Genomic DNA, 13,707 nt, shown 5'->3' on the forward strand with positions numbered 1-13,707 from the left:
AAAGGAAAAGAAAAGCTCTTCTTCGTGCTCTTTGTGACCTTTGTGGTTCAATCTTTAATTCATGAAAATAGGGTGTAAATGCTTAATGTCTACCCTAAGGGTGCCCCCTAGTCCCCATCACTCGAATTGAAACCGAGAGGAATTTCAAGTTTGCTGGCTGTTCTCACGATCTGAGTGCTGAGTGAGTTAATTTGCTCTTTCAGGCTCCTTAGCTCATCGGCTCTACCCTGTTTAATGGCTGTAGTGAAATCATAAGGGAGGTTCTGCATTGACAGTGAAAGATTATCCAGCTCCAGAACAATATTCTGCCATACTGCCGCCTGCTCCTGGCTGGCCGATTGCTCAATGGCCAGGGCAACCAAGGCATCAAAGGCTGCCAGTACCGTACGGATATTCTCCAGAGACTGTCGACTGCGCCATGACTCGGCCATGAAAAGGTTGGTACGGTTTTTCCCCAGGGGAAGGGCAAGTTCTTTTTTCAAGCGTGAGGTCTGGGCATCAAGGCTGTTCAGCACCCAACCATTCAGGCCAAGGGCATTTTTACCACGCTCCATCGCCATCAGTTTAATATAATAGCTGCCTGATTTTTCCCAGTTCTGCTGTAACTCCATACTGTTGGCAAACAGAGCTTCAGTATTTTCAATCAAAAACTGACAGTATTCGGTTTTCTTCAAGGCCAGGGCATTGTTAGCCTTAGTATCGAAGAGAAGGTATTCCGAAGCAGAGAGCCCTTGAAGAATAACGCTGTCTGACAGTAGTGGAATAGGAGCTTTACTTTTGAGTCGCTCTTCGACTTTTCGACCGGTTAAATTCTTTTTGTCTGGCCAGAACTGAAAGCGCCAGCCCTCCATATTTTCTTCCAGCATCAACTGACTGACAGCCTCTGCTGACTGCCAGCTCAACATGGTTGTACGCCATTGCTGCTGCAATAGCCCGAAATTTTTGTTATCGGGGTTCAGGCAGAATTCAGAGGCCAGATTTCTCAAGCTAGATGCTTCAGATACTAAGCTGGTATAACGAGGGTGAATCTGGTCTTCCAGTAAGACCGTCATGGGTGAACGGGATAAATCCAGCTGTTCAGGGAAAAATTGGTCACACCCGGTCAGGCTCAGAGAAAGAATTATCAGTTTCAGGTACATCTTCATAAGGATTCTACAAAGTGAATCAACGCATTACGCTCGCTGGCACTCATTGCCAATACTCGTTGTTTGGATTTGGCTGCTTCGCCATCATGCCAGAGAATAGCTTCTATTAGTGTTCTTGCCCGCCCATCGTGAAGAAAACCAGCCGTTTTATCAACAACCTGAGAATGACCAATACCCCAAAGTGGTGGTGTACGCCATTCATTACCATTTGCCAGAAACTCCGGACGATGGTCTGCAAGCCCTGCTCCCATGTCGTGTAAAAGCAAATCAGTATATGGCCAGATCTTCTGGTCTGCCTGTTCTTTTGCTGCTGCAGAGCCAATGGTAAATGACGGAGTATGGCAGGCAATACAGCCTGCGTCGTAAAACAGCTGCTTTCCGGCGAGGACTGTCTTATCTTTTGCGTTGGCTCTGACTGGAACCGCAAGATTCTGGCTATAGAAGGTGACTTTATCCAGAATGTTGTCAGAAACTTCCGGGTGTGCTCCCGCCATTTGTTCATGGCAGCGCTTTTGTGATGCAGTGCAGTTTTCGTCCATAAACAGGCTGGTAGTCAGTCCCATATCGCCGTTAAAAGCGGCAGCATTCTGCTGCTTGAGTGTTGGCTGACCCGCTTTCCAGCCAAAGCGGCCAATAACGGTCTTTTCTTGTTCTACATCCCAGACACGGTTAGCCCTGCCGGAAATACCATCATTATTTTTGTCATCAATATCTTCATTGGCGAGAAGGTCGCATTCAGAAATAGCTTCCAGCAGGCCAAGGCCAATCATGGGGGGGGCTATCCGTGCTGACATCATGATGTTGCCATTATTATCGGATGAAAGTGGACCATAACCTGGCTCTTCAATTGAAATAACCGGCGTCCTTAGCTCTACGGTTTCACCGTCCTGAAACTTAACGTCATGATACTTATAATTGACTCGAACACGGCCTTCAGCAACACCTCCGGGCAAGGTGAAGTCCTGAAGCTGCTCACCATAAACTGGGTGAGGAATGACACCCTGGTGGGGTAATAATTTCTGATCTGGAGAGGAGGGCGGGATACTGATTCGCACTAACATGGAAACACGATTCAGCTGACCATCTTCAGGGGCATGACCACGACCATCCTTGATATGACAGTTCTGACAGCCATTGGTATTAAAGAGCGGACCGAGTCCATCTCTCGCCTTGGTACTGGCAGGTGCAGCGACCCACGGGTTACGAAAAAAGCTGTTACCAACACTGAAGTCAAGACGACGGCTGACAGCCATATTGGCGGATGGGAGTGAAAAGGCATTACGTCCCGAAACGGTGGCTGAGGTTTGGCCACCGGGTCGTTCTTCACCACTTTTGTAGCGGACTTTTTCCGTTTTGTTACAGCCCAAAAGCCCTGATCCGGTGATCAGGGCAATAAAGGCGAACCCCAGGGTTCGTAATTGCATTGTTGTACTTCTTTTTCTTTAAAGCACCACTGAACTCCCTTGTAAGTGAGTTCAGCAGCACTTTGACTCAAGACATTTTTAGAATTGATGATCGGCAGTATCAGGGTTCAATTGCTGTATACCGATCAGACCGGCCGCTTCCTCAATTGCACTGGTTTGAGCAACAAGAGAACTAATGGCAGATTTCACCAGATTGTTACCTTTGTCATCACCCGAAGCGATTAGCTGATCGAAGAAAATACCGTCCTTTTCTGCCGAATCCACCAGTTTTTGTAGAGCTCTCTGACTCTGATCAAAATCTGTGAGAATTGCCAAAGCCTGTTCTTCGTCTTTCTCAGCAACCAGTCTGGCCAGACTTGGGCCGGTAATTACGTCTCCATTAACCCGTTGATACTGGCCGGTATAAACATTACGAATACCCAGATTGTTATAGAAGTGAGAGTTGTGAGTGTTATCACTGAAGCAGTCGTGCTCATCTTCTGTAGAGTTGGCTTCCAGTGCTACTTTCATCCTTTCTCCTGCCAGCTCACCCAGGGAAAGACTGCCCATGCCAAAAAGCATTTTTCTGAAACCCTGATCAACAGACTCGGAGAGCAGGTCTGAACGATAGTTGTCTTTTATCTCTGGCTGCCATTGCTGAGTCATGTACTCCAGATCAGAAATCAGCAGATCCAGAGCTGTCAGGAGGTATTGGCTGCGGCGCTCACAGTTTCCACCAGTACAGTCGGCCCCTTGTGAAAAATCGGTTGCTGGGCGGTTACCTGCACCGGGTGCTGTTCCATTAAGGTCCTGACCCCAGAGCAGAAACTCGACGGCATGATAGCCCGTAGCAACGTTGGCTTCACTGCCTCCCAGTTCGTTAAGGTCGGCCAGCAGCTGTGGTGTCAGATTATTAAGATCCAGCTTTTCACCACTGACGGTTAATTCAGGACTACTGATGATATTAGCCAGTGCGCCGTCATTACCCATTTCGTAGTCATAGTGTGTTGACTGAACATAATCGATCAGCCCCTCATCCAGAGGCCATGCATTCAATTGTCCTTCCCAGTCGTCTACGACAGGATTACCGAATCTGAAAACTTCGCTTTGCTGGTAAGGAACCCTTGCGGCTTTCCAGGCAGCTTTTGCCAGAGCAAGACTTTCTTCTGAAGGGCTGTTTACTAACTCTACGCTTGCTACTTTCAGTGCTTTAGCTGTGATCAGTGCGTCTTCATAGGTGGCCAGCGCAATATCTGCATAATGGGCAATGATGTCACTGCTATTTTCAGCAATATGAACGGAAGGGCTTTCGTCAGTATTAGAAGACGTATTCAGTGTTTCTTCAACACTGTCGCAACCAGCCAGCAACGCTGAGGTCAGTATCAGTGAGCCAGCAGTGGCCAGAGATGAGTTGGACATCATCCTTAATGGACTCCATGTATTCTTATTGATTATGTCAGGGTTGTTGATGCGGAATTATAATGAGAATCATTCTTATTTCAAGATTAGGTAAAGAATATCGTCGTTTATCTACTCAGGCTAAGTGCGTAAATAATTCCCAGTTTTCTGGTAAGTAGGAAAATTATTTCGGTAAGAACCTTTAAGAGAAAGCATTACTCAGGGTGATGGAGAAGAAGTTTCGGGAGGTTTTTCAGATGAGAAAATCAGGCAGCCCATACAGGATGAACTGCCGTTGCAGGTAACAAAAAATATCAGGAAGCAGTGGCTGTCAGGCGATGAGCCCACTTGGTTTTTGCTGCCTGCTGCATGTCGACGACTTCGTCACTTTCATCCACGATTTCGCGTCCAAGCAGGGTTTCGATCATATCTTCAAGGGTTACGATGCCCCGGATATCACCATACTCTGTGACCACCATGGCAATATGGCTGCGCTTTTCCAGGAAAGTCGCCATCAGCTTTGGCAGTGGCTCCTTTTCAAGTATTGCAATGATCGGGCGCTTAAGGCTTTCCAGTGTTGTATTGCCACCCTCCCGAAGATGGGATAGCAGAATATCATTTCTCATGACGAACCCATTGATGTCATCCGGATCTTCGCCGTACACAGGAATACGTGAGAAGCTGGAGCTCGTGAATTCATTCATGTAAGCATCAGTGGTCGTTGACTCTGGCAAAGAGAACAGTACTGAGCGAGGCGTCATGATTTCGACAATCTGGAGATCACGAAACTTAAGCATGTTTTTCATCAATTCGGACTCTACACCCTGAAGTGCGCCCAGTTGAAGGCCAAGGTCGGCCATCGCCTGAATCTCATCACGCAGGTAGGGGTTAGTTTTGTCCTTCGGACCCAGCTTGCTGGTCAGTAGTTCCGTGATCCAGATCAGAGGCAGAAGCAGTTTGACCATGAAGCGCACGCCAACAGCCATTACAGGCACCAGCGATTGCCACCAGGATGCACCAATGGTCTTTGGAATGATTTCAGACAGTACCAAAATCAGTAATGTCAGTACGGCTGAAAAAACACCAACCGATGCATCACCAAAGACTTTCGCGGCCTGGGCACCGGCACTTGCAGCACCAATGGTATGAGCAATGGTGTTCAAAGTGAGGATTGCAGCCAGGGGGCGGTCAATATGGTCGTGTAGTTCCCGGACAATTTTTGCCCACTTGCTGTTTTTTTGCTCAAGGCTGACAACATAGGCCGGGGATATACTGAGAAGAACGGCTTCAAATACCGAACAGATGAAAGACACCGCAATAGCGACGACAACATACGCAACAAGCGTAACCACGCATGACACCAAAAAGTAATAAAGGAACGTTATTTTAGCGCGAGAAACTCGCTTTTGGCGATAGATATTACCGATTATTACACAGTGTTTTCATCGCTATTTCAGCCAGGGTATTTCGTCTGTTCCCCAAAGTGGCGATTGATCATTGGGAGAACCGTTGTAGTTAATGGTAATTTCATCATTGGCCAGAATTTTTCGAATAGCGACAAACTCAATAAGCTGATCATCTTCTCTGGGAATGTAGATGGCATTGGGTGTATATGAGTGGTTATAAATAGAGCCTAGCCCAAGTGCCAGTGCTGCCCGTTTCTGCTCTTTACCCCAGGAAAAGTAATAATTGTTGAGCATCGTCAGCTCAAGAAGCTCCACTTCTTCATGAGGGAACTCTAATATTGGACACTGCTCAATAATGGTGTCTCTCTCGATTCGGCTATCAGTGTATACACCACGACCCTTGCCATGGCTGTTGGCGATATAGAGCATATTGTTTTTATTGTTATGGTTTTTAGGAAAATGTATTTGTAGTATTGCGTCACAAAAGCTTTAAGCAGAATAACAACAATGAGCCTTCCCTGCGTAGTTAAAAAAGGGGTTATCTCTCTTTTTTTATGGGTCGCTATTCAGTCTATGTCTGCCGCATCAGAGAACTATGCGGGCAGTCAGGTTTGTGCTTCCTGCCATATTGAAGCCTATACCGACTGGAAAAGCAGCCAGCACCATTCAGCACTTCAAAAGACCAGCCCTGATAATGTTCTGGGTGACTTTCAGAATACTTATTTTCGGTATGGCGGAGTCACCAGCCGCTTTTTCCGAAAGAACGACCAGTTCATGGTTGAGACAGATGGACCAGATGGAAAAATGGGGCAATATAATGTTGTCTATACCATTGGTGATTATCCGCTACAGCAGTATCTGATCGAATATCGTGGTGGACGATTACAGGCTCTGGGGATAGCCTGGGACACAAGACCTGACTCGGAAGGTGGTCAACGCTGGTTTCATCTTTATCCTGACGATCAAGTGGATTACAAAAGTCCATTACATTGGGCTCAACCTTCACAGAATAGCAACCGGATGTGTATTGAGTGCCATACCACGGCCTATCAGAAGGGGTATCAGGCAGAAAATAATGTCTATAACAGCCAGTGGCTTGAAGCTGGGGTCGGGTGTGAAAGTTGTCATGGCCCTGCTAAGGGTCACGTCGAGTGGTCACAGAAACCTGATGGGAGAAAAGGAAAAGGACTGGTTGTGGATATCTCTGATGCCAACCGCTGGCATTGGCCTGAGGATCAGTCAATTGCCAGTGCTGTTGATAAAAAGCCACAGAAGCAAATCGACGTCTGTGCACAATGCCATTCACGCCGTGAGGGCATCGCTGCAGAGCCACAGATCCGAAATCCCCTGACAGAAAACTATCAACCAGAACTACTGAGAAATGGTTTATATCATTCAGATGGTCAAATAAACGACGAAGTTTTTGTTTATGGTTCGTTCGCCCAGAGTAAAATGTTCCAGGCGGGTGTGACCTGCACCAATTGCCACAACCCTCATTCTAATAAGCTGAAGGCACCTCCTGACCAGCTGTGTGCTCAATGTCATAATCCACAGACGTTTGATACACCCAAGCATACCTTTCATAAGGCGGGTAGTGTGGGCTCAGCGTGTGTTAGCTGCCATATGCCTGAAAAGACATATATGGTGGTCGATCCCAGAAGGGATCACTCCTTTAAGATACCCAGACCAGATCTTTCTGAAAAACTGGATACTCCCAATGCCTGTAATCAATGCCATGATAACCAGAGTAGTCGCTGGGCCTCAGCAGCGCTTGATCAGTGGCTTGGTAAAAAATGGCGGGAACATCCGGAGTTTGCTTCGACCTTTCATCAGGCCCGTACTGGTAGCAGAGCCGCCAGTGAGCCGCTATTGGCCATTGCTGCCAATGATGACTATGCGCCCATTGTCAGGGCAACGGCATACAGTGAAATGGCAAACTATCTCAGTCGATCAGCACTGCCGGTTATTGGTAAGGGGCTGAATGATCATGACCCACTGATTCGGTCTTCAGCTGTTTCTACTTTGGCTTCGGCACCACCACAGTCACAGTTGCAGATATTGCTTCCTTTGATGGAAGACCCATCGAAAGTTGTTCGACTTGAAGTTATCCGGGTTATCGCAGCTATACCAGAAGATTGGTTCACTCCCGCACAAAGGGACAGGCGTCAGCAGCTGGTTGAAGAGTATATTGCCGTTCAACGGCTGCATGCTGACACTGCAGCAGGAAGAATCAATCTTGGTCAATTTTATCTGAAACTTGGCCGTATAACGGAAGCAACCCAACAATTTAATAAAGCCATTGTTATAGAGCCACTGTTTGAACAGGCGTATATCCAACTTGCATCTGCTTATCATCGGATGAACCGTCATAAGGAAGAGGAGGATACTCTGCAGAATGGGCTTGAGAAGAACCCTCTATCTGCCAGCCTGTATCATTCGATGGGGCTTTATCTGGTGCGTCAGAAGCAACGTGAAGCATCCATTGTTTACCTGCAAAAGGCGGCCGATTTAATGCCGGATAACCCACGGTTTATTTATATATATGGTGTTGCATTGCATTCGACGGGCAATAGTCATAAAGCTATTAAGGTGCTGACACAGGGACGCGAGCGCTTTCCTGATAACCCGGATATAAACAATGCACTGAAAGCTTATGACAAATGAGCTTAGGCAATATGATTTTTAGCGAGGAGGTATCTTCGCTCGGGTCGTCCCACGGTACCGTATACGATTTCAGCCTGTAGCTGCTGCTCACTGGTCAGGTACTCGAGATATCGGCGGGCAGTGGTTCGGCTGACGCCAATGCACTGGCCGACCTCTTCAGCATTGAACGTACTGTGACTGCTCGAAAAGACACTGCGAACCTTGTCCAGCGTTAGCGCATCAACGCCTTTTGGTAAACGGCTCGTTGCTTTTGGAGATGATGATGATCCCGAGTCGTGTAGCAGGGTATCAACATCTTTTTGAGCGAGCGTCTCTAGGGAGGAGAGTCTTTCAATATGTGTCTTATACTTCTGGAGTGAGGCTTGCAGCCGCTCAAACACCAATGGCTTCAATATATAATCCAATACGCCGCCGTGAAGTGCCTCCCGCAGAGTATCAACCTCCTGGGCTGCGGTGACCAGAATCACATCCGTCCCCCGGTTGCTGGCGCGCAGCCAGCGTAATAGCTCAAGACCGGTGCCTGTTGGGAACTGGATATCCAGCATAAGCAGATCAGGTGAAAGCACCTCGACCATATCTCTGGCATCAATCAGGCTGTGGGCCAGACCAACGACCTCAAATCCCTCTATACGTTCAAGGAAACGACGCTGGATCTCTGCAATCTGTCGATCATCTTCAGCTATGACGACACGTACCATCGCTTGTTCACACTCCTTTTAATGTCTTAAACTTGTTTTTTTACAGGGGGTATTTTGGGTATAAAGACAATAAACCGGCTTCCGCCATGGTCTCCGGGTTCTACAATAATCTGCCCATTCAGTTCATCCAGCTGTTTGCGAACCAGGTAAAGCCCAATGCCATGGCCTGCCCCCTTTTTGCTGGTTACCCCTTTTTCAAAAATACGGAGCTGGTCTTCTGGTGTAATACCAGGACCATCGTCATCCATTTCAAAAATAAGGTCGTTGCCCAGATCGGTCATGCTGAGCCGGACCTCTCCACCTGTACCATGGTGACGAAGGGTTGCTTCCAAGGCATTATCCAGCAGGTTGCCAATAATAGCGACCAGCTGCTCTCTGGAAAGGTCATCCGGTAGCTCGGCCATATGACTGCTTTCATCCACCGTCAGAGAGAGCCCAAGCTCTCTCGCACGGTTATATTTCCCTAAAAGACAGCCAGCAAGTATGGGATCAGGCACTGCCTCAACCAATAGTTGTATCAATGCCTGATGGCTCTGATTTTCCTGACCAATAAACGTCAGTGCCTGCTCAGTAGCACCAATCTGAATCAGTCCGGCAATGGTATGCAGTTTATTACTGTACTCGTGGGCCTGACTGCGCAGTGAGTCAGCATACTGTTGTACCCGGTCCAGCTGCTGACTGACTCGGTCCAGCTCATCTTTGCGGCGAAAGCTTGAAACAACCCCTGTTATCTGACCACCATTTGTCAGTGGAATACGGTTGACGATTAATTGTTTTCCCTGCATCCAGACATGCTGGTCGTAGTGGGGCTCTCCAGTAGCCAGAACTTCCAGAATATTGCTATCCGGGAGGACCTCTTGCACTGGAAGGCCAATAAGATCCTGACTGGTGGGTAAACCCAGGGTAGCCAGTGCTGTTTGATTACAAGTGGTGATTCTGCCATCACCATTAATGGCAATAATTCCTTCCCGGACCGACTCCAGAGTTGCGTTTCGTTCCTGGTACAGTCTGCCGATCTGATCCGGTTCCAGTCCAAAAATAGCCCGCTTAACGTAGTCAGCAAAAGCAATGGCCATCACCGCGCTGACCAGAAAACCGAGAATAATGACCAGAGCCAGAGTCTGACGGTATCGATTAACGACGCTGGCAATGCGATCCGTAAGGTACCCTACCGATACAACCCCAATGACTTCGTCAGTATCCGGGGAAATGATGGGCGCTCTGGCTCGCATTGAGGTCCCGAGACTGCCCTGGGCGGTATAGGCATAACCTTTGCCACCGGGGAAGGTCAGTGGGCGTTCATCGGGCTCATCATCCAGCATGGATAATCCGATGGCATCAATATCGGGGTGAGCCAACCGGATTCCTAGATGGTCAGCAATGACGACATAACGTGCACCGTTCTTTTCAGCCAGCTTCAGGCTCAATGGGTGTAGAAAGTTGCTGTCACGTTCTGTCACGGCACGCTGAACGGACGGTATGTCTGAAATGGTGTTAGCCACATGCATGGCTTTCTGAGCCATCTGCTCATCCAGTGCCTGGCTGAGATAGGTCAGGGCAAAACCTCCCACCAGGCCTGTCTGAATCAACACCATGACACCCAGAATTAAAATCATCCGGGTCTTCAACTTGACTATGCGCTTAAAGAGCAGCTGTTTGACGTTATTTGTGAGATTCATGCTCAATATTTTTTGGCGACGTCCATAAAAAAGCAGTCGTGAACTTTATGATCAAAATACCCGTTAAGTTCAAAAGCTTCAGCTCATGTGAAGGTCTGGGTAATCTTTATTTAAAGAAATAAAAACCTCAATAATCATAACAATCTATGAGGGTGTCCCCGATGATTCGCTCTATTTCCAGAAAAAAGCGTTCCTCTCTTCTTGCCATAGCACTGACTGGTTTTCTCACTGCAGGCGCTTCGATACATGCAGTTGCACTGGATGAACTTCACTTTCTGATTCCCGGTGGTGCAGGCGGTGGCTGGGATAGCACTGCCCGTGGAACCGGTGAGGCTCTGACCAAATCAGGCCTGGTGGAATCAATCTCGTATGAAAACATGTCCGGTGGTGGTGGTGGCAAAGCCATTGCTCACCTAATTGAAACAGCTGCTCAGCAGGATGACACCCTGATGGTGAACTCCACCCCGATTGTTATTCGCTCGCTGTCGAAAGTGTTTCCCCAGTCTTTTCGTGATCTGACACCCGTGGCGGCTACCATTGGTGACTTCGGTGCTTTTGTTGTTCGTGCTGACTCCCCTTATACCAGTTTCCAGCAGGTGGCAGAAGATTTTGTTAAGAACCCACGTTCAGTAAAAGTGGCAGGCGGTTCCGCACGGGGCAGCATGGATCATCTGGTGGCGGCAATGGCCTTTAAAGCTTCTGGAGGTGACCCGCGTCGTGTGAAGTATGTCGCTTATGATGCGGGCGGTAAGGCGATGGCCAGCTTATTGTCTGGTGAGACGGATATTCTTTCTACCGGTCTGAGTGAAGCCTTGAGCCTGGCAGATGCTGGTGAAGTTCGGGTACTGGTGATGACAGGAGAAGAGCGTTCTGATGCTGCTCCTGAGGTGCCGACTCTGAAAGAGCTGGGTTATAACAGCAGTTTTGTTAACTGGCGGGGCTTTTTTGGCGCTCCAGACCTGAGTGAAGAGAAAAAAGCGGAGTTTGTGAAGACCCTTGAGAAGATGTACGAAACAGCCGAGTGGGAGCAGGTGCGGGCCCGTTATGGCTGGTCTGAAATCTTCAAACCTGACGCTACGTTTGTCGCATTCCTTGGCAATCAGGAAAAAGAAATGGGGACTCTGATGCGCGAACTGGGCTTCCTGAAATAATTTTCCCAATCTTGCGGGGATTGTTTAATCACTCCCCGCCTTTTCAATATGCCCTTATCTGATATCGCCTGAGGTTATTCACATGACGTTGAGTAAGGATCAGATTGGTTCTCTGGTATTTCTTTGTCTGTCACTCAGTTATGGCTATTACGCAGGTCAGATTCCCCTGTTGCCGGGTGACGAGTTTGAGCCTTTCCATGCTCAAACACTGCCGTACGCCTTGGCAGGGCTGGGAGCACTGTTCTCGTTTTTACTGTTAGCGAGCAGTTCAATGGCAGGAAGTCGCAGTGAGGCAAAGTCATCAAACGCATCTCTCGATTTTTCGTTGGTCGCAAAACTTCTGGCTTTGATTGTTCTTTTTGCCATTGCGTTGCAGTGGATTGGTTTTCTTCTGGCAACAACCATGTTCCTTATTGGTGGTTACTGGCTACTGGGCGAACGTCGTCCAAAGGTTCTGATTCTGGCTTCACTACCATTTGCGGCAGGCATTTGGGGAGTATTGACTCAGTTGCTTAATATTTATCTGGCTCCGGGTCAGCTGTTGATCATGGTGACGGGAGGCTGATTATGTTGGATGGTCTGTTTACTGGATTAACAACGGCCATAATGCCGTTCAATTTGTTAATGGTGGTGGTTGGCTGTTTTGCAGGCACATTCATCGGTATGTTGCCGGGCCTTGGGCCTATCTCTGCTGTGGCATTGATGATCCCCATCACCTACGGTCTAGATCCTTCGTCAGGCATTATTCTGATGGCGGGCGTTTACTATGGTGCTGTTTTTGGTGGTTCGACATCATCGATTCTGATCAATGCACCAGGGTGTGCCAGCACGGTAGTGACCGCGTTTGATGGCTATCCTCTGGCGCAGCAGAATAAGGCGGGTAAGGCTCTTGCTCTGGCCGCTTATTCTTCTTTTACCGGTGGCACTATCGGCGCCATTATTCTGCTGTTTGCAGCACCCTTTCTGGCCTCTGTTTCTCTCAGCTTCCAGTCTGGTGATTACTTTGCCCTGATGCTCCTTGGTTTAACAGCCGTTGCCGCATTTTCAGGAAAAGGTCAGACGCTCAAAGCGATGATCATGACCGTTTTTGGGTTGATGATTGCGACGGTGGGAACCGATTTGATGTCAGGCACCACACGGTTTACGTTTGGGAATGTAAACCTGATTGATGGTGTCAGTTTTCTGTTGCTGGCGATGGCCACCTTTGCCTTGGCAGAAGTTCTGATGTCGGTTATGAAAGGCGCTCATCGAGAGCAGGATCAGGCGATGGATAGTGAAGCGCTGGGCAGTATGAAACTCAGTCGTGATGAAGTAAAAGAAGTGGCGCCAACGGTCGCCCGTTCATCTGTATTTGGCTTTCTGGTCGGTGTGCTGCCGGGGGCTGGTGCAACGATTGCCTCTTTCCTGGCTTATGGTCTTGAGCGCAACCTGGCCAGCGCCAAACAGAAGTTACAGTTTGGTAAGGGAGCGCTACGTGGGTTGGCTGCGCCTGAGTCTGCCAATAATGCAGCCTCTACGGGCTCCTTTGTTCCCCTGCTAACGCTGGGTATTCCAGGCTCTGGAACCACAGCCATTATGTTGGGTGCATTGATCGCCTATGGTATTCAGCCTGGGCCTCGTCTGTTTATGGATAATCCGGATGTGTTCTGGTCCGTCATTATTTCCATGTACTTTGGCAATCTGGTGCTGTTGATTCTGAACCTACCATTGATTCCATACATCTCCAGGTTACTGGCGATTCCAAGGCCTATATTGATTCCACTGATTCTCTTTTTCTCCATTACCGGCGTTTACCTGGTCAGCTTTAATACTTTTGATATTCATATGATGGTTGCGATTACCGTTATTGCCCTTGGGCTGAAGCTGCTGGATTTCCCTATGGCGCCAATGCTGCTTGGGTTTATTCTGGGTGGAATTCTCGAGAATAATCTCAGTCGGGCTCTGACGCTTTCCGATGGAAGTTTGTCTTTCCTGTGGGAGCGTCCACTGACGCTGAGTATTTGCCTGATTACCCTGGTTCTGCTTCTCTTGCCAGTACTTCGCAGCCTGCTGGACATGAAAGCAAGAAATCAGGAAGTACCGGGTGCGAATGTCGGTGAAGGTTGAAGCTAACAGAACCTGATCTGGATATTGAATAAAAAGCCCTGGTGTCAGGGCTTTTTA

Annotated in this window: 11 protein-coding genes; 4 read left to right on the forward strand and 7 right to left on the reverse strand. The window is 48.3% G+C overall.

What is annotated here, in order from left to right; translation table 11 throughout:
- Positions 1–107: 107 nt before the first annotated feature.
- The 5 genes from GV64_RS05215 to GV64_RS05235 form a co-directional block, all read right to left on the reverse strand.
- Positions 108–1,145 carry an imelysin family protein gene (locus GV64_RS05215; protein ID WP_020581201.1) on the reverse strand — a complete coding sequence of 346 codons (1,038 nt, stop codon included), beginning with the start codon at positions 1,143–1,145 and terminating at the stop codon, positions 108–110.
- Positions 1,142–2,569, reverse strand: a complete 1,428-nt coding sequence (locus GV64_RS05220) for a di-heme oxidoreductase family protein (protein ID WP_020581200.1) — start codon at positions 2,567–2,569, stop codon at positions 1,142–1,144. The genes GV64_RS05215 and GV64_RS05220 overlap by 4 nt, the downstream gene beginning before the upstream one ends.
- 78 nt (positions 2,570–2,647) lie before the next feature.
- Positions 2,648–3,970, reverse strand: a complete 1,323-nt coding sequence (locus GV64_RS05225) for an imelysin family protein (protein ID WP_020581199.1) — start codon at positions 3,968–3,970, stop codon at positions 2,648–2,650.
- Positions 3,971–4,260: 290 nt separating this feature from the next.
- Positions 4,261–5,298, reverse strand: coding sequence for a CNNM domain-containing protein (locus tag GV64_RS05230; RefSeq protein ID WP_020581198.1), 1,038 nt, complete (start codon positions 5,296–5,298; stop codon positions 4,261–4,263).
- A gap of 96 nt (positions 5,299–5,394) precedes the next feature.
- Positions 5,395–5,781 (reverse strand): SET domain-containing protein, encoded by a 387-nt coding sequence (locus GV64_RS05235; protein ID WP_034844054.1) that lies wholly within the window; start codon positions 5,779–5,781, stop codon positions 5,395–5,397.
- 78 nt (positions 5,782–5,859) lie between these two features.
- Here GV64_RS05235 and GV64_RS05240 point away from each other — a divergent pair, with 78 nt between their 5' ends.
- The gene (locus GV64_RS05240; protein ID WP_020581196.1) at positions 5,860–8,016 is read left to right on the forward strand and encodes a multiheme c-type cytochrome; all 2,157 of its coding nucleotides are present in this window, start codon (positions 5,860–5,862) and stop codon (positions 8,014–8,016) included.
- 2 nt (positions 8,017–8,018) lie between these two features.
- Here GV64_RS05240 and GV64_RS05245 read toward each other — a convergent pair whose 3' ends face one another.
- Positions 8,019–8,714: a response regulator gene (locus tag GV64_RS05245; RefSeq protein ID WP_020581195.1), complete on the reverse strand. Its 696-nt coding sequence runs from the start codon at positions 8,712–8,714 to the stop codon at positions 8,019–8,021.
- Between the two features lie 26 nt (positions 8,715–8,740).
- A complete protein-coding gene (locus GV64_RS05250; RefSeq protein WP_236632920.1) occupies positions 8,741–10,330 on the reverse strand; it encodes an ATP-binding protein in 1,590 nt (529 codons plus the stop codon).
- Between the two features lie 224 nt (positions 10,331–10,554).
- Between GV64_RS05250 and GV64_RS05255 the strand changes: the two genes are divergently transcribed.
- The 3 genes from GV64_RS05255 (at position 10,555) to GV64_RS05265 (ending at position 13,650) form a co-directional block, all read left to right on the forward strand.
- Positions 10,555–11,544: a tripartite tricarboxylate transporter substrate binding protein gene (locus tag GV64_RS05255; RefSeq protein ID WP_020581193.1), complete on the forward strand. Its 990-nt coding sequence runs from the start codon at positions 10,555–10,557 to the stop codon at positions 11,542–11,544.
- Between the two features lie 82 nt (positions 11,545–11,626).
- A complete protein-coding gene (locus tag GV64_RS05260) occupies positions 11,627–12,109 on the forward strand; it encodes a tripartite tricarboxylate transporter TctB family protein (RefSeq protein ID WP_020581192.1) in 483 nt (160 codons plus the stop codon).
- Between the two features lie 2 nt (positions 12,110–12,111).
- The gene (locus GV64_RS05265; protein WP_020581191.1) at positions 12,112–13,650 is read left to right on the forward strand and encodes a tripartite tricarboxylate transporter permease; all 1,539 of its coding nucleotides are present in this window, start codon (positions 12,112–12,114) and stop codon (positions 13,648–13,650) included.
- Positions 13,651–13,707: the final 57 nt, after the last annotated feature.

The organism is Endozoicomonas elysicola (assembly GCF_000710775.1).
GTDB lineage: Bacteria > Pseudomonadota > Gammaproteobacteria > Pseudomonadales > Endozoicomonadaceae > Endozoicomonas > Endozoicomonas elysicola.

Excerpts from the sequence above, each read along its gene's own strand:
- GV64_RS05215 (WP_020581201.1), bottom strand. The coding sequence starts at position 1,145 with ATGAAGATGTACCTGAAACTGATAATTCTTTCTCTGAGCCTGACCGGG.
- GV64_RS05220 (WP_020581200.1), bottom strand. The coding sequence starts at position 2,569 with ATGCAATTACGAACCCTGGGGTTCGCCTTTATTGCCCTGATCACCGGA.
- GV64_RS05225 (WP_020581199.1), bottom strand. The coding sequence starts at position 3,970 with ATGATGTCCAACTCATCTCTGGCCACTGCTGGCTCACTGATACTGACC.
- GV64_RS05235 (WP_034844054.1), bottom strand. The coding sequence starts at position 5,781 with ATGCTCTATATCGCCAACAGCCATGGCAAGGGTCGTGGTGTATACACT.
- GV64_RS05240 (WP_020581196.1), top strand. The coding sequence starts at position 5,860 with ATGAGCCTTCCCTGCGTAGTTAAAAAAGGGGTTATCTCTCTTTTTTTA.
- GV64_RS05245 (WP_020581195.1), bottom strand. The coding sequence starts at position 8,714 with ATGGTACGTGTCGTCATAGCTGAAGATGATCGACAGATTGCAGAGATC.
- GV64_RS05250 (WP_236632920.1), bottom strand. The coding sequence starts at position 10,330 with ATGATTTTAATTCTGGGTGTCATGGTGTTGATTCAGACAGGCCTGGTG.
- GV64_RS05255 (WP_020581193.1), top strand. The coding sequence starts at position 10,555 with ATGATTCGCTCTATTTCCAGAAAAAAGCGTTCCTCTCTTCTTGCCATA.
- GV64_RS05260 (WP_020581192.1), top strand. The coding sequence starts at position 11,627 with ATGACGTTGAGTAAGGATCAGATTGGTTCTCTGGTATTTCTTTGTCTG.
- GV64_RS05265 (WP_020581191.1), top strand. The coding sequence starts at position 12,112 with ATGTTGGATGGTCTGTTTACTGGATTAACAACGGCCATAATGCCGTTC.